Annotated in this window: 11 protein-coding genes; 3 read left to right on the top strand and 8 right to left on the bottom strand. The window is 67.2% G+C overall.

From position 1 onward, the window contains the following. Positions 1-222: 222 nt before the first annotated feature. Positions 223-813 carry a glutathione peroxidase gene (locus EC86_RS0117450; RefSeq protein ID WP_029527098.1) on the bottom strand — a complete coding sequence of 197 codons (591 nt, stop codon included), beginning with the start codon at positions 811-813 and terminating at the stop codon, positions 223-225. Positions 814-858: 45 nt separating this feature from the next. Here EC86_RS0117450 and EC86_RS28945 point away from each other — a divergent pair, with 45 nt between their 5' ends. Further along, entirely contained in the window at positions 859-1,032 is a 174-nt protein-coding gene (locus EC86_RS28945) for a hypothetical protein (RefSeq protein ID WP_156955352.1), read from the top strand. Beyond that, positions 1,029-1,523, top strand: coding sequence for a D-glycero-beta-D-manno-heptose 1-phosphate adenylyltransferase (gene rfaE2, locus EC86_RS0117455; RefSeq protein ID WP_029527099.1), 495 nt, complete (start codon positions 1,029-1,031; stop codon positions 1,521-1,523). Before EC86_RS28945 ends, rfaE2 begins: the two co-directional genes overlap by 4 nt. A 71-nt stretch (positions 1,524-1,594) precedes the next feature. On the opposite strand, the gene brnA is transcribed toward rfaE2, so the two are convergent. The 7 genes from brnA to glnE form a co-directional block, all read right to left on the bottom strand. Beyond that, positions 1,595-1,864, bottom strand: coding sequence for a type II toxin-antitoxin system BrnA family antitoxin (gene brnA / locus EC86_RS0117460; protein ID WP_029527100.1), 270 nt, complete (start codon positions 1,862-1,864; stop codon positions 1,595-1,597). Between the two features lie 70 nt (positions 1,865-1,934). Further along, positions 1,935-2,246: an addiction module antidote protein gene (locus EC86_RS0117465; RefSeq protein ID WP_029527101.1), complete on the bottom strand. Its 312-nt coding sequence runs from the start codon at positions 2,244-2,246 to the stop codon at positions 1,935-1,937. A gap of 22 nt (positions 2,247-2,268) precedes the next feature. Next, entirely contained in the window at positions 2,269-2,925 is a 657-nt protein-coding gene (locus EC86_RS0117470) for a DUF6680 family protein (protein ID WP_051676032.1), read from the bottom strand. 85 nt (positions 2,926-3,010) lie between these two features. After that, positions 3,011-6,145, bottom strand: a complete 3,135-nt coding sequence (locus EC86_RS0117475) for an efflux RND transporter permease subunit (RefSeq protein WP_029527104.1) — start codon at positions 6,143-6,145, stop codon at positions 3,011-3,013. Further along, on the bottom strand, positions 6,142-7,329 hold the full coding sequence (locus EC86_RS0117480) for an efflux RND transporter periplasmic adaptor subunit (protein ID WP_029527105.1): 1,188 nt from the start codon (positions 7,327-7,329) through the stop codon (positions 6,142-6,144). Before EC86_RS0117480 ends, EC86_RS0117475 begins: the two co-directional genes overlap by 4 nt. A 142-nt stretch (positions 7,330-7,471) precedes the next feature. After that, positions 7,472-8,878 carry an efflux transporter outer membrane subunit gene (locus tag EC86_RS0117485; RefSeq protein ID WP_198026850.1) on the bottom strand — a complete coding sequence of 469 codons (1,407 nt, stop codon included), beginning with the start codon at positions 8,876-8,878 and terminating at the stop codon, positions 7,472-7,474. Positions 8,879-9,042: 164 nt separating this feature from the next. Then, positions 9,043-11,997 carry a bifunctional [glutamate--ammonia ligase]-adenylyl-L-tyrosine phosphorylase/[glutamate--ammonia-ligase] adenylyltransferase gene (glnE, locus tag EC86_RS0117495; protein WP_029527107.1) on the bottom strand — a complete coding sequence of 985 codons (2,955 nt, stop codon included), beginning with the start codon at positions 11,995-11,997 and terminating at the stop codon, positions 9,043-9,045. A gap of 74 nt (positions 11,998-12,071) precedes the next feature. Here glnE and EC86_RS0117500 point away from each other — a divergent pair, with 74 nt between their 5' ends. Next, entirely contained in the window at positions 12,072-16,271 is a 4,200-nt protein-coding gene (locus tag EC86_RS0117500; protein WP_036772340.1) for a YhdP family protein, read from the top strand. Position 16,272: the final 1 nt, after the last annotated feature.

The raw sequence follows: 16,272 nt of genomic DNA on the forward strand, positions 1-16,272 counted from the left end.
GAGGGAGGAGTGAAACCGCCCCGGGTGTGCAAACCGGCCCATGGGGCCGGAAAGGCTTCGCAACAATGAAACTGTGATGGCCTTGCTGCGGCGCTCTGGCGCTGCTGGAGCAAGGTAGCCAGTAGGAGTGTCCTGAGCCTAATCGAGTTCCACCGCGACGGGTTTTCAGTCGGTAAAGTTTTGTTAAGCCACTGCTGGCTTTTGCGCATGCGCCTGTCGTGTTCATGGCCTGGCCAGTTGCTTTTCAATTTCGGCGATGAACTTGCTGCTGCCAGGGTCGGCCATCGAGTTGAACGATGTCACGGCCAGGCCGTCGCGCGAAATGATGTATTTGTAGAAGTTCCAGCGCACCTGCGTGCCGCTGGCGGCGGCCAGTTGTTTGAACAGCGGGCTGGCGTCCTTGCCGCTCACGGTGGTCTTGGTGAACATCGGAAAGTTCACGCCGAAGGTGCTCTCGCAAAATTCTGCGATGTCCTTGTTGCTGCCCGATTCCTGCGAAAAATCATTCGACGGAAAGCCCAGCACAACCAGACCGCGACCCTGGTATTTGGTGTACAGCGCTTCGAGGCCCTTGTACTGCGGCGTGAAGCCGCAAAAGCTGGCGGTGTTGACGACGACGACGACCTTGCCGCTGTACTGGCACAGTGACTGCGGCTTTTCGTCCTGCAGACGCAGCACGTTTTGTTGCAAAACGGCAGGGCAGGCCTGGGCTGGTGACGGGGTGCCGGGCTGGGCTGCCGTGGCCGGCGAGCCGGCAAGTAATGCGCCGGCAACCAGCACCAGAGTCACGGAAACATTTGAAAAGGCTTGCATGGCTTGCTCTCGGGAAAATAGGGCTTTGAGCTTATACGCAGGAGCTTGCGCGGTGGATTCAAAATTTTTTCTGGGGCGCACTGGCTCGATGCCCAGATCGGCTTCGATGCAGCCTGGGAAACAAAAGGGGTCGAGCGCATCCTGCACAATCTGTGGCTTTTGCCGGGCCGCCAGTTCGCGGCGGCCCACGCGCCGGACACTTCCCTGAAAGCCGTATGAAACCGCCTTCCTTCCTGAACAAGATCGTCAACCGCAACGACGCCGCCGCCCGCATCGCCGCGCTGCCGCGCCCGGTGGTGTTCACCAACGGCGTGTTCGACGTGCTGCACTGCGGCCATGCGACCTACCTGGCGCAAGCTAGACAGCTCGGCGCCAGCCTGGTGGTGGCGCTGAACACCGACGCCTCGGCTAGGCGCCTGGGCAAAGGCCCGGACCGGCCGCTCAATCCGCAGGACGACCGCGCGGTGCTGATGGCGGCGCTGGAATCAAGCAGCCTGGTGACGTGGTTCGACGAGGACACGCCGCTCGAACTGATTGCCGAACTCAAGCCCGACGTGCTGGTCAAGGGCGGCGACTACGACATGGACACGCTGGCCGAGACGGCGGTGGTGAAGGCCTACGGCGGCCGGGCGCTGGCGATTCCGTTTGTCGAGGGGTATTCGACGACGGCGCTGGTGAAGAAGATTCGGGCGGGGACTTCGGCGGGGTGATGATTGCTATTTTATTGATAGCTCATGGTGCACGTCCTGATTGCGCTGGAGGCTGATTTAATTCATAAATTTCAGCGGTTTCCGGTATCGGCACCCATCCGCTGAAACGCACGGTTCGAAGCGCTTGTTTCAAGGCGCTCTGCAAGCCAGACCTTGATCACGGATTGCCGGGTCACGCCGAGTTTGCTGGCTTCCCGGTCGAGAGAATCAATCATCCAGGTGGGGAAATCAACATTCACGCGTTTTTGCGCCTGCAAAACACGCCGGGCCTTGGACAAATCCAGGGAAGCCGTGAGATCGGCTCCCTCGTCAAACTGCTGCTCGAAATCTTTAGCTTTCATATAGTGCTACCTCCTCGGTACGTGTGAGACGACATGCGGGCTGGAGGCTAAAAAACCTCTGGCCACCCGATTAGCCCGCACTCTTGACGCTGGCTGGTGTTGCATGCAACTGAAGCCCCAGCGCCCCGACGACGCGCAGAATCGTCGCGAACTCGGGGTTGCCGGTAGGCGAAAGTGCCTTGTAAAGACTCTCTCTTCCAAGCCCGGTTTCGCGTGCGAGTTGCGACATGCCTTTGGCCCGCGCGATGTCGCCCAGCGCTGCGGCGAAAAGTGCGGCATCGCCTTCTTCCAGGGCCGCTTCAAGATAGGCCGCCATGTCTTCATCCGATTGAAGGTGCTCTGCCGGGTCCCAGAGGCGCGTTGTCGGCTTGGTTGTTTTCATGGTTATTTGGACAAGAATCCAACTAATCTGCGGACGCGACTTTGACCCGCAATGTGCCAGTTTCAAGCGCCTTGCCTATATTTTGTATGGCGGCTCGATTCGCGGCGACGGCATCCGGGTCTATCGGTAGGGCGATCACGTTCATCTTGAGGGCGTGCTGACCAGTCAAAAGCGAAAGTGTGGCACGCCGAAGCTCTGCACTTTCTGCTTCTAAATCTCCGTGCGCCCTCGGAGAGTAAGCGCCGCGTTTTAATTGAACTCGATCAAATTTGTAGCCGATATCCTGTGCAACTGCATACAGAAGATTTATGAATAGCTCATCTCCTTGAGTAGCCCATAGCTGTGCGCTTTCTTCCTCGGCCTTGTTATTCAAGTGATCAAGATATTCTTTCCAAGCATCCAAGACGCGCTGCTCCTTTGAACTGCGCCGCTGAACACCTAACGTTCTCTCCCCGTAGAACACGAGGTCGATCATGTTGAGCGCTCGAACATGCTCTGGAGAAACTCTCGATGCTCGCGTTGCCATCAGTTGCTCGAAAAGTCTTGTCTTCCGAGTTCGATGCTCACGCAAGGCTTCGACAGCCTTTTGCGCCTGCACGGCTAGTATTGGGCCAAGGACGGTCGCAGCTACTACGGTCCAATCCTTCAGTTCCAGGTAAAAGTATGTTGTCGGTTCCATGCGCTTGTTGTTTTAACTTTGACCCATCTCGCAAAACTGCGGAATAACACGGCAGGTTACCAAAAACATGTCTACGGCGAATAACTCACGGCGTCACATCCGCCGCCCGCCCAGTCTTTGCCTCAACCGGCTTCCCCCGAACCTTCCCCGCCATCCGCCGAATAAACCCCTCCAGATCATCCATATAAGTAAACACCGCCGGCACCACCAAGAGGCTCAGCACCGTCGAGGTGATCAGCCCGCCGATCACGGCGACCGCCATCGGTGAGCGAAAGCTCGAATCGGCCGCGCCAAAGCCCAGCGCAATCGGCAGCATGCCCGCGCCCATGGCCAGCGTGGTCATGATGATGGGCCGGGCGCGCTTGTGGCAGGCGTCCAGCAGCGCATCGAGCCGGCCCATGCCTGCGACCACCGGATGGCCGTCGCTGCCGTCGTGGCCGCGCCGGGCGACGATGGCGTATTCGACCAGCAGGATCGAGTTCTTGGTGGCGATGCCCATCAGCATGATCAGGCCGATCAGCGACGGCATCGAAAAGCTCTTGTCGGCGATCAACAGGCCCACAAAAGCGCCGCCCAGCGACAGCGGCAGCGCCGCCAGAATCGTCACCGGGTGCAGGAAGTCCTTGAACAGCAGCACCAGCACGATGTAGATGCACAGCACGCCGGTCAGCATCGCCAGGCCAAAACTGGCGAACAGCTCGCCCATGACCTCGGCGTCGCCGATTTCCACCACCTTCACGCCGGCCGGCAGGTTCTTCACGGTGGGCAGTTCCTGCACCGCCTTCGTCACGTCGCCCAGCGGCAGGCCCGACAGCTCGATCTCGAAGTTGACGTTGCGCGAGCGGTCGTAGCGGTCGATGATGGCCGGGCCGCTTGCGATCTCCAGCGTGGCGACCTGGCCCAGCATCACCGGCCCCCGGGCGCCGGGCACCGACAGGCGCTCCAGCACGCTCAGGTCCTGGCGCGCCGCGTCGGCCAGTTTCACCACGATGGGCACCTGACGCTCGGACAGGTTGAGCTTGGGCAGCGCCACGTCGTAGTCGCCCAGCGTGGCGATGCGCAGGGTTTCGCCAATCGCGGCGCTGGTCACGCCCAGGTCGGCGGCGCGCGCGAAGTCGGGCCGCACGGCAATTTCGGGGCGGATCAGGCTGGCGCTCGACGCCACGTTGCCCAGGCCGGGAATGGTGCGCAAGTCCTTTTCCACCGCGCGCGCGGCGGCGCCCAGCGCCAGCGGGTCTTCGCTGGTGAGCACCAGGATGTATTTCTCGCCCGAGCCGCCCAGGCCGACCTTGCTGCGCACGCCGGGCAGTTGTTCCAGCGCGCTGCGCATCTTGTTTTCAATGCCCTGCTTGCGCGGCCGGTCGCCGCGTTCGCTCAGCAGCACGGTCAGCGTGGCCTTGCGGGTTTCGGCCGCGCCCGAGCCGGCGAACGGGTCGCTGCCCGCCGTGCCGCCGCCAATCGTGGTGTAGACGCTGCGCACATGCTCGACCTTTGAAATCATCAGCCGCGCCTGCTCGGCCGCCGCTTCGGTCTGCTTCAGGCTGCTGCCGGGCTGCAACTCCAGGTAAACCTGCGTCTGCGAGTTGTCGTCGGGCGGGATGAAACCGGTCGGCAGCAGCGGAATCAGCGCGATGGAGCCGACAAAAAACAGTGTCGCCATGACCATCGTGACCACGCGATGCTTCAGGCACCAGCCGGCCGCGCGCATGTACACCTTGAGCCAGCCGGGCTCCTTGTGCTCGCCAACGATGGGTTTCAGGATATACGCCGCCATCATCGGCGTCAGCACCCGCGCCACCACCAGCGAGGCCACGACCGCCAGCGCCGCCGTCCAGCCGAACTGCTTGAAGAACTTGCCGGCAATGCCGCTCATGAAGGCCGTCGGCAAGAACACCGCGACCAGCGTGAAGGTCGTGGCGACCACCGCCAGCCCGATCTCGTCGGCCGCCTCCATCGCCGCCTGGTAGGGCGTCTTGCCCATGCGCAGGTGGCGCACGATGTTCTCTACCTCGACGATCGCATCATCGACCAGGATGCCGATGACCAGCGACAGCGCCAGCAAGCTGACGGTGTTGATCGAAAACCCCAGCAGATACATGCCGATGAAGGCCGGAATCACCGACAGCGGCAGCGCCACCGCCGAGACAAAGGTGGCCCGCCAGTCGCGCAAAAACAGCCACACCACCAGCACCGCCAAAATGGCGCCTTCGTACAGCAGCGCCAGCGAGCCTTCGTATTCTTCGGCCACCGGCTTGACGAAATTGAAGGCTTCGGTCAGCACCAGGTCGGGGTGCTGAAGCCTGAGGTCGGCCAATGCCGCCTGCACCGCCGCGCCGACGGTGACTTCGCTCTCGCCCCGGCTGCGGGAAACTTCGAAACCCACCACCGGCTTGCCGTCGAGCAGCGCGGCCGAGCGCGGGTCGGACACGGTGTCGCTGACGGTGGCGACGTCGCTCAGGCGAATCCTGCGGCCATCGCTCAGGGCAAGTTGCAGCGCGCCCAGTTCCTGCGCCGACTTGACCGTGGCCAGCGTGCGCACCGGTTGCTCGCTGCCGCCTAAATCGGTGCGGCCGCCGGCGCTCTCTGTCTGCACCTGCTTGAGCTGGCGCGAGATGTCGGCGCTTGACGCGCCCAGCGCCTGCAGTTTGGAGGCGTCCAGCGCCACGCGCACCTCGCGCGTCACGCCGCCGACGCGATTCACTGCGCCGACGCCGCGCACGGCCAGCAGCTTGCGCGCAATGTCGTTGTCAACAAACCACGACAGCGCCTCGGCGTCCATGCGGGTTGAGGCAATCGTGAACGCCAAAATCGGCTGGCCGGCCAGTTCGACCTTGCTGACCACCGGGTCGCGCAGGTCGGCGGGCAGGTCCGAGCGCACGCGCGCCACGGCCGAGCGCACGTCGTCCACCGCTTCCTGCACCGGCTTTTCAAGCCGGAATTCGGCGGTGACGCTCACGCTGCCGTCCTGCACCTTGGTCATGATGTGTTTCAGGCCCTGCACCGTGGCGATCGAGTTCTCCAGCTTGCGGGCGACCTCGGTCTCCAGCTGCGCGGGCGCCGCGCCCGGCAGCGAGGCCGAGACGCTGACCGTGGGCAAATCGATGTCGGGAAAGTTCTGCACCTTCATGGCGTTGAACGACAGCATGCCGCCAAACGTGAGCAGCACGAACAGCATCACCGCCGGAATCGGGTTCTTGATGGACCAGGAGGAGACGTTCATGGCGTTGCTCCGTTTTTAATAGCTGTTGATGCAGGTGCAGCTTGCGGAGACGCCTGTTTTGACTCATTTTCCTGGACAACACGAACCAAGTCGCCATCGTTCAGGAAACCCGCGCCGTTGACAACGATGCGCGCATCTGCCGGCAGGCCAGACACCACATCGACGCGCTCGCCGGCCAGCCGCCCGGTCTGCACCTTGAGCTGGGTGACGCGGTTGCCCTCGCCCAGCCGGAACAGGTAGTTGAAGCCGTCGCGCACGACCAGCGCGCGCTGGGGGACGGTCAGGGCGTCGGTCGCGCCGAGTTCAAATTCGCCGCGCGCGAACATGCCGGCCCTGGCGGTCGAGCCTTTGGCAGCAGCCGAGGGCAGATCGACATACACCAGCGCGGAGCGCGTCAGCGGATCGACGCTGGGCGCGACCATGCGGACACGGCCCTTCAACTCGCCGCCGCTGGCCGGCACCACGCTGACCGGCGTGCCGACGCCAATGCGGCCCAGTTCGGCCGAGGTGACTTCGGCGCGCCACTCCAGCCGGCCCTGGCGGATCATGCGGAACAGTTCGGCGCCGCTGCCGACGACGGAACCCACGGTGGCGGTGCGCGCAGAGATCACGCCGCTGTCGGGCGCCAGCACCTGCGTCTGCCGGCCGCGCAACTGTTGCGCGCCGAGCACGGCCTGCGCGGCTTCGGCGCGCGCCCTGGCGGTTTTTTCCAGCGTCAGGTACTGGTTGATCTGCTGCGCGCTCAGCGCGCCCGAGCTTTGCAGGCTGCGCGCGCGCTCGGCGTTGGCGGCGGCGTCGGCGGCGTTGGCCTGGGCTTCGAGCAGGCTGGCGCGTGCCTGCGCCACGTCGGCCTGCACGCTGTCGGTTGAGAACGTCGCCAGCACCTGCCCGGCCTTGACCACGTCGCCGACGTTGGCGCGCACCTCGGTCAGCCGCAGGCCGGCCGACTCTGCGCCGATGACGGCTTCCTGCCAGGCGGCGATGTTGCCGTTGGCCACCAGCCGGATCGGCAGGCGGGTGGTTTGCGGCGTTTCGGCCGTGACGGTCAGGGCGGGCTTGGGCGCGGCCTGGGCCGGCTTCGCCGCCGCCTGCCGGCCGGGCGCGAGGAAGTAGTAAGCGCCGGCAGCGACCGCCAGCACGGCAATGGCGGCAACGATGACGGACTTGGTGGTGGGTTTGTTCATGGTGGACAGTCAGTCAGGAAAATCAGGAAAACCAGGATAAGGGCCGGGGCAGGCGTTCACATCGCCATTCCCGCCTGCGCGGAATGGCGGAAGGATGTGAGGTCTTGCCACATGCTAAAAAAGAGAGCGGATAAGCCCGCCGCTAGGGCGCGTCGGCCGTGGCCTGCAGCGGCGCCAGCGCCGGCGTCCAGCCGCCGCCCAGCGCCCGGTACAGCGCGACGCCGGCGGCCTGGCGCTCCTGCGCCAGCGTCACGCGGTTGATTTGCGCCGCCAGCAGGGTGCGCCTGGCGTCTTCAAGCTGCAGCAGGCTGGCCAGCCCGTTGTTGTACAGCGCTTCGGTGCCGGTGAAGGCGGCGGTGTAGCCGTCCACCGCCGCCTGCGCATCGGCCTGGCGCGCGCCGGTGCTTTGCAGCGTGACCAGCGCTTCCTCGACTTCGCGCACCGCCTGGCGCACGCTGGCGCGGTACAGCGCGGCGGCTTCGGCGTAGCGCGCCTGCGCGGCGTCGGCGTTGGCGGCGCGCCGGCCGCCGTCGAACAGCGGCAGGCTCAGGGCCAGCGGGCCGATGGTCCAGGTGTCCAGCGTGACGCTGCTGCCGCCGGCGCGCAGGCCGGCCAGGCCGATGGCGCCGCTCAGCCCCAGCGCCGGGTAGCGCGCCGCCTGCGCGCTGCCGACATCCGCGCTGGCCGCCGCCACGTCGCGCCCGGCGCTGAACACGTCAGGCCGCTGTGCCAGCACTTCGGCGGGAATGAGTGCTACTGAAAACATAGCTGCTTGCGCCTGCTGCACCTGCGCAGGAGCCAGTTTTTGCCTTAAATCGGGCTCGGCGAGACCGCTCAGGGCGACCAGCGCCTTCAGGTCCAGCTCGCACAGCGCCGCCTGGCGCGTGCTCCGGCCGCGCGCCTCGGCGGCACTGGCCCGCGCCAGGGCGTCGGTGGCGGGCGCGGTAAAGCCCGCCTCGCGGCTCAGGCTGGAGATGCGCGCGGTTTCCTGGCGCGAGTCGGCGTCAAGCCGCGTCACGCCAGCCAGTTCACGGCAAGCGCGCAGGCTGTAATACTGGTTGGCCGTTTCGGCGGCCACCGACACGCGGGCTTCGTGCCACCGCGCATCGGCGCCCAGCAGGCGCTGCGTCGCGGCATCCAGTCCGGCGCGGTTGCCGCCCGCCAGGTCCAGCTCCCAGGCCGCCTGCAGCCCGGCCTGCGTGGTGGTGACCACCGGCACCAATCCTTCGGCGCTGGCCTGCTGCGAGCGGCCCCGGCTCAGGCTGGCCGAGGCGTCGAGCGACGGCAGCAGGGCGGCGCCGGCGGCCACCCGGGCGGCGCGCGCCTGCTCGATGCGCGAGCGGCTGGAGGCCACCGTCGGGCTGACGGCCTGCGCGGCGGCCACCAGTTCGGCCAGCAGCGGGTCGCCCTGCAGCTGCCACCACTGGCCCAGGTCGCTTAGCGATCCCTGGTGCGGCAGGGCCGCCTGCCACTGCGGCGGGACGGGCGCGGACACGGCAGGCGGCGCGGGCAGGGCAGCGCAGCCCGCCAGGACCAGTGCGCCGGCCATCGCCAACAGCGCTGCCGCTGCTGCGTGACCTCGGTCATTGTTTAACGTCTTCATGCCTTGCTATCCTGCCGTTGCTGCGCACGTTGCAAAACTGCTGATTGTGCAGGCGGCGCATGACCCTGCCGTGAACCCCGGTTCAGGCCAGGGCTAGCCAGCCACATTCCTTACACCGTCTTGAAGCTCGCCTCCCACAGCGCCAGGATGGCGGCCTGCTCGGCCTGCAGGGCCGGCGGCATGACCTGCGTCGGCTCTTCGTTCAGGCGCGCGCGGTGCTGCACGCGCCGCAGTTCGCGGTAGGCGATGGCGGCGCGCTGGCCGACGCCGTCGGGCAGCAGGCCGGCGGTTTCGGCGCGTTGCAGCAGCGCGATGTTGCCGACGTTGTCAACCAGCTCGGGGTGCTGCGCGGCCTGCGACAGCACCAGGAACTGCACCGCGAATTCGGCATCGACCATGCCGCCGGGGCTGTGCTTAACATCGAACTTGCCACCCCGGACCGGGTGCGCGCCGCGCACTTTCAGGCGCATCTCGACGATTTCGCGGCTCAGCGCCTGCGGGTCGCGCGGCGCGGTGATCACCGCCCGGCGCACCTCGTCGAAGCGCTGGCGCAGCGACGCGCTGCCCAGCACGAAGCGGGCGCGCGTCATCGCCTGGTGTTCCCAGGTCCAGGCGGTGTTGCTGCCGCGCCGCTGCTGGTAGTTGGCATAGGCCTCGAACGGCGTGACCAGCAGGCCGGAATTGCCGTTGGGCCGCAGCGCGGTGTCGATCTCGTACAGGTCGCCTTCGGCGGTCTTCAGGGTCAGCCAGTTGATCAGCTTGCGCACGAAGCCGGCATACACCTCGGGCGCGCGCTCGTCGTCGTCGTCATAGACAAAGACAATGTCCAGGTCGCTGCCGTAGCCCAGTTCCTTGCCGCCCAGCTTGCCGTAGGCAATGATGGCGAAGCGCGGGTTTTCGCGGTGGCGGCTTTTCAGGTGCTGCCAGCACCAGTGCACGGTGGTGTCCAGGATCACCTCGGCCAGCGCGCTCAGGTCGTCGGCGACCTGCTCGACGGTGAGCACGCCCTCGACATCGCGCGCCAGGGTGCGGAACACCTCGACATGGTGGGCGCGGCGCAGCAGGCTCAGGCAGGTTTCCTCGTCATCCTCGCCGGTGCGCCGCAGCGACGCCAGGCGCTGCTGCAGGTCCCGGGAAAAGGCGCTGGCGTCAAAGCGCTCATGCATCAGCTCGTCGCTGGCGAGTTCGTCGATCACGCCGGGGTGCTGTATCAGGTAGCGCGCCGGCCATTTGGCCGCGCCGAGCAGCCGAAGCAGCCGTTCATGCACCGACGGGCGCTCCATCAGCAGCGCCAGGTAGCTCTCGCGCCGCAGCAGCGGCTCGATCCAGTCGATCAGCCGCAGCGCCGCCTCTTCGCTCACCCGGCCTTCGATCAGCCACTGGGCGGTCAGCTGCACCAGGCGGCTCAGGCGCGCGCGCGAATCCTCGCGCAGCGCCAGGATGCGCGGATGCTGGTGCCATGCGGCCAGCCGGCTCCTGAACAGCACCGGCCAGTCGGACGGCAGCTGCTCCAGCAGGTCGTCGAGCTGCTGGGCCGGCGAGGCGCCCTTGCGGCATCCCTTGCCCTTGCATTCGGGCTGGCCGCCCAGCAGGATGTCGAATTCGCCGGCGACCAGTTCGCGGTGCGTGTCCAGGTCATGCAGGAACAGGCAGGAGTTGGCATAACCCATGGTGGCGGCAATCCAGGCCAGGTCGTCGTCGCGGGTTGGCAGCACATGCGTCTGCTGGTCGTCCAGGTACTGGATGCGGTGCTCGACGCGGCGCAGGAATTCGTAGGCCCGGGCCATGGCGTCGGCGGTGTCCTGCGGCATCAGGCCGGCATGCGCGACGCGCTCAAGCGCCTCCAGCGTGGAGCGGGTGCGCAGCTCGGGGAACTGCCCGCCGCGCACCACCTGCAGCACCTGCACGGTGAATTCGATCTCGCGGATGCCGCCGCGCGACATCTTCACATCGTTGGCGCGTTCCGGATGGCCGGCGCAGCGCTTGGCCGCATGCTCGCGGATCTGCCGGTGCAGCACGCGCAGCGCATCGAACACGCTGTAGTCGAGGTAGCGGCGAAAGACAAACGGCAGCACCGCGCCGCGCAAGGCCTGCGCCGAGCCGTCCTTGACGCTCTCAAACGGCGCGACGACCCGGCTCTTGAGCCAGGCAAAGCGCTCCCATTCGCGGCCCTGCGCCTGGAAGTATTCCTCCAGTGCGCTGAGCGAGACGGCGGCCGGACCGGAGTTGCCGTTGGGCCGCAGCGCCAGGTCCACCCGGAACACAAAGCCGTGCTCGGTCGCATCGCCGATCAGGCTGAACACCGCCCGGACCTGGCGCGCGAAATACTCGTGGTTGGAAATCTGCCCCCGGCCGTCAAGGCGGCCGGCGGTCTCGCCGTCGTGGTCATAGACATAGATCAGGTCGATGTCGCTGGACACATTGAGTTCGCGCGCGCCCAGCTTGCCCATGCCGACCACCCACATCCGCGCCGGTCCACCGCCGCTGGCCCGGGGCGCGCCGTGCTGTTCATCGAGCGCCGCCCGGGAGTGCCGCATGGCCACGTCGAGCGCCAGTTCGGCCAACTCGGTCATGGCGCCGGTGATGACCTGCAGCGCAACGCCCACGGCCGGCACGCCGGCGGGCAGCGAACCAGCCTGCAGAGGGGGCAGAGCATCAGAAGAAGCGACAAGCGTGTCGGCACCGTCGCCCTGCAAGTTCCCGTCGCGGAACTGGCTTTGCCAGGCCGCAGGCGGGGCGGCCCCCTCGGGGGGCAGCGAACCACACAAAGTGGGGAGCGTGGGGGCTTTTTCACAGTCCAGCACCGCCAGCCGTTCCAGGACCAGCTGTCGCAGCACGCGCAGCGCCGCGCCGGTGTCCAGTCCGCCGGCCAGCAGCGCGTCCAGCGTGGCCTGCATCGCCGGGCGCAGCGGCGCGCCGTCGGCCAGCAGCGGCATCTGCTCGGCATAGCGGCGGCGAATGCGCTGGACATAGCGAGAATAAGACGCGGCATCCGGCGAGGAATCGGTGGGGGTCGGCCCTGCGGGAACGAGGGTTATTGGACAGCCAGTCGAGGAATCAGTCATCACAACACTACTTCACAAACTTCGTGGTTCTGCGCCGGCCGGCCAAACCGTCGGCGGTCATAATTCTCGGGTCAATGGAGCCCATCCCCATCAGCCCGTCCGCTTCCCCCGCCCTGCCATCCCCGCCGTCCCGGCGCCTGCGATGGATTGCCGTGGCCCTGCGCGGCCTGCTCTGGCTGGTGGCCACGGCCTGGCTGCTGTTCGGCCTGAGCTGGGGGGTGCTGCACGGCTGGATTGTGCCGCGAATTGCCGAGTTCCGTCCGCAGCTGGAAGCCCAGGCCAGCCGAGCGCTCGGCGTGCCGGTGCGCATCGGCCGCATCACCGGAAAATCGCTGGGCGCGATGCCCTCATTCGAGCTGCATGACGTGGTTTTGCTCGATGCCCACGGGCGCGAGGCGGTGCGCCTGCCGCATGTGCTGGGCGCGCTTTCCCCTTCCTCTCTGTGGGGGCTTGGCTTCGAGCAACTGGTGATCGAGCGGCCCGAAGTCGATATTCGCCGCGCTGCCGACGGCAAGATCTTTGTCGGTGGCCTGGATGTCTCGAAAGACACCGAGACCGGCCACAGCGCGGTGGCCGACTGGCTGTTTTCGCAGACCGAATTTGTCGTGCGCGGCGGCACCTTGCGCTGGACCGACGAGATGCGGCCGGCGCCGCCGCTGGCCCTGGGCCAGGTGGACGCGGTGATGCGCAACGGCCGGCACCGCCACCTGATGCGGCTGGACGCGACGCCGCCGGCCGAATGGGGCGAGCGCTTCAGCCTGCGGGCGATCTTCCGGCAGCCGCTGCTGTCGCGGCGCAGCGGCGATTTCCTGAACTGGAGCGGACAGGTGTATGGCGAGTTTTCCCGGGTCGATGTGTCCCGCGTCCAGCAGTACGCCGGCCTGGAAAAGCTCGGCATCGCGCTGAACCGGGGGCAGGGCGCGCTGCGCGCCTGGTCCGACGTCAGCAAGGGAAAAGTCACCGGCGCGCTGGTCGATGTCGCGCTGCGCGATGTCGATGCCCGGCTGGGCGCCAAACTGGAGCCGCTGGCCTTCAACACCCTGGCCGGGCGCGTGGCGGCAAGCCAGCATGCTGGCGGATTCGACTTCAGCACCGAGGGCCTGCAGTTCAGCACCCGGGACGGCCTGCAGTGGCCGGGCGGCAACCTGGCGCTGGCGCATGCCAGCGGGTCACGCGCAACGCCCGCACACACGACGCTCAAGGCTGACCGGCTGGACCTGGCCGCGCTGGCCCGGATTGCCGGCCGCCTGCCGCTGGAGCCGTCGGCGCACGCGCTGGTGGCTTCTTTGGCGCCCCGGGGGCTGGTGGAAACACTGGACGCCCGCTGGCAGGGGCCGCTCGACGGCCCGTCGGCCTTTGCCGCCAAGGGCCGCGTGGCCGATTTGAGCGTTGCCGCGCTGCCGGCCGCCACCGCTGCCTCCGGCGCAGCGGCGGGCAGCGGCGCGCAGGCGGTTCCCGGGCGGCCCGGCCTGAGCGGCGCCACAGTCGACTTCAATCTCACGCAGGATGGCGGTCAGGCCGGCGTGAAGATGGTCAAAGGCGCGCTCGACCTGCCCGGGATTTTTGAAGAATCCCGGCTGCCGCTGGACCAGCTGTCGGTGCAGGCGCAATGGAAAAGCGCGGGCGAAAAGATCGACCTGCAGCTGCGCGACCTGAAGTTTGAAAATGCCGACGCGCAGGGCCAGGCGCAGGTCCGCTGGCGCACCGATGACGCTAGCGCCGGCCCGCCCGAAGCCGGCGAATCGGCCGACCGCCGCTTTCCCGGCATCCTGGACCTGCAGGGCAGCCTGAGCCGGGGCGACGGCAGCCGGGTACACCGCTACCTGCCGCTGGTGCTGGGCGACGAAGTTCGCCACTATGTGCAGGGTGCGGTGGTCAAGGGACAGGTCAGCGACGTGAAGTTCAAGGTCAAGGGGCCGGTCTGGCACCTTCCGTTTGCCGATGCGGCGCTGGGGGAGTTCCAGGTTTCGGCGAAAGTGCGCAACGGGCATCTTGTCTACGTTCCCAAGGCGCTGCAGCCGCCCGGCGCCGCGCCCTGGCCGGCGCTGACCGAACTGAACGGCGAACTGCTGTTCAGCCGGGCTTCGCTGGACATCAAGGTCGCCAGCGGCAAGGTCGCCGGCCTGCCGGGCCTGCAACTGCTCAAGGGCGAGGCGCGCATCGCCGACCTTGAACACCAGCCGGCGGTGGAGGTGGCGGTGGACGTCAAGGGCGCCCTGTCGGATGCGCTGGGCTTTGTCAACACCTCGCCCCTTGGCGCGATGACGGAGCATGCCCTGGCGGGCGCAACCGCGAGCGGCGCAGCCGACTACCGTTTTCGCCTGCGCCTGCCGATCGACGACATCGACAAATCAACCGTCGAGGGCACGGTGACGCTGCCGGGCAATGACCTGCGCTTCCTTGCGCAGGCGCCGCTGCTCAGCCAGGTCAAGGGCGTGGTGAACGTGACCGACCAGGGTTTCAGCGTGGCCGGCGCGCAGGCGCGGCTGCTCGGCGGCGAGGTCCGGATCGACGGCGGAACACGGTCGCTGGCGCCAGCCGCCGGTCCCAGAACCAGCGTCGCCTTCAAGGCGCAGGGCACGGTGACCGCCGACGGGCTGCGCCAGGCAACGGAACTCGGGCTGGCGCCCGGCGTGGCCGCGCACATCAGCGGCAGCACCGCCTACAGCGCCACGCTGGGGTTCCGGCAGGGCATGCCCGAGGTCATGGTGTCGAGCAGCCTGCAGGGCATGGCGCTGAACCTGCCGGCGCCGCTGGCCAAGACGGCCGAAGCGGCCTTGCCGCTGCGCTTTGAAAGTCAGCTGGTGGCCAGTTCGATGGACGCCGGCCAGAGGCTGCAGGACCAGCTGTCGCTCAGCATCGGTCGGGTTGCGGCCATCAGTTACCTGCGCGACCTCAGCGGCAGCGGCGCGCGCGTGGTCCGGGGCAGCATAGCCGTGGGGCTGGACGCCGGCGAATCGACGCCGGCGCCGGAAAACGGCGTGGGCGCCCATGTCAACCTGCCGGTGCTGGACCTGGATGCCTGGGAAGTCATCCTGGGCCAGGCCACCGGCGCCAGCGTGGCCCAGCCGGCCGCCAGCGCGCCGGCCGGGCTGGCCGACGCCATGGGCTACCTGCCCAACGTGATGGCGATACGCGCCAAGGAGCTGAAGGCGCAGGGGCGCAGCCTGCACAACGTGGTGGCTGGCGCGAGCCGCGACGGCCTGAACTGGCGCGCCAACATCGACGCCGACGAGCTGGGCGGCTACCTGGAGTTTCGCCAGCCCGGCGCGCAGGGCGCCGGACGCGTTTTTGCGCGGCTTGCCCGCCTGAGCCTGGCCGCCAGCGAGGCCAGCGAGGTCGAGGCAATCCTCGACGAGCAGCCCGCCAGCATTCCGGCGCTCGACATCGTGGTCGAAGACCTGGAACTGCGCGGCAAGAAGCTGGGCCGGGTCGAAATCGAGGCGATCAACCGGGTCGGGGCGCAGGCCGAGGGCGGCGTGCGCGAGTGGCGGCTGAACAAGTTCAATGTCATCCTGCCCGAGGCCGTGCTGACCGCCACCGGCAACTGGGCGGCCCTGCCCGCCGGTTCCCGGGCCGCACGGCCTTTGAACGAGCGCCGCCGGGCCAGCATGGACTTCAGGCTGGAGATTGCCGATTCGGGCGAGTTGCTCGGGCGTTTCGGCATGAAGGGCGTGATCCGGCGCGGCAAGGGAACGCTGCAAGGGCAGGTCGCCTGGATGGGTTCGCCGCTGAGCCTGGACTATCCGAGCCTGAGCGGGGAATTCCATGTGGACGTCGCGTCCGGCCAGTTCATGAAGGCCGACCCGGGCATCGCCAAGCTGCTGGGCGTGCTCAGCCTGCAGTCCTTGCCGCGCCGGCTGACGCTGGACTTCCGCGATGTGTTCTCGCAGGGTTTCGCCTTTGACTTCATTCGCGGCGATGTGACGATACGGCGCGGCGTGGCGCAGACCAACAACCTGCAGATGAGCGGCGTCAATGCCGCCGTGCTGATGGAAGGCCGCGCCGGCATTGCCGATGAAACGCAGAGCCTCAAGGTGGTCGTGGTGCCCGAGATCAATGCCGGAACGGCTTCGCTGATTGCCACCGCCATCAATCCGGTGGTCGGCCTGGGGAGCTTTCTGGCACAGATGTTCCTGCGCCGTCCGCTGATGGAGGCGGCCACGCAGGAATTCCAGATTGACGGAAGCTGGTACGACCCCATAATCACCAAGGTTGACCGCAAGGCGCGGGCAAAAGCCCAGGCGGCCGAAGCAACCCCGGAGACACGTTGAC

Source organism: Polaromonas glacialis (genome assembly GCF_000709345.1).
Lineage (GTDB): Bacteria > Pseudomonadota > Gammaproteobacteria > Burkholderiales > Burkholderiaceae_C > Polaromonas > Polaromonas glacialis.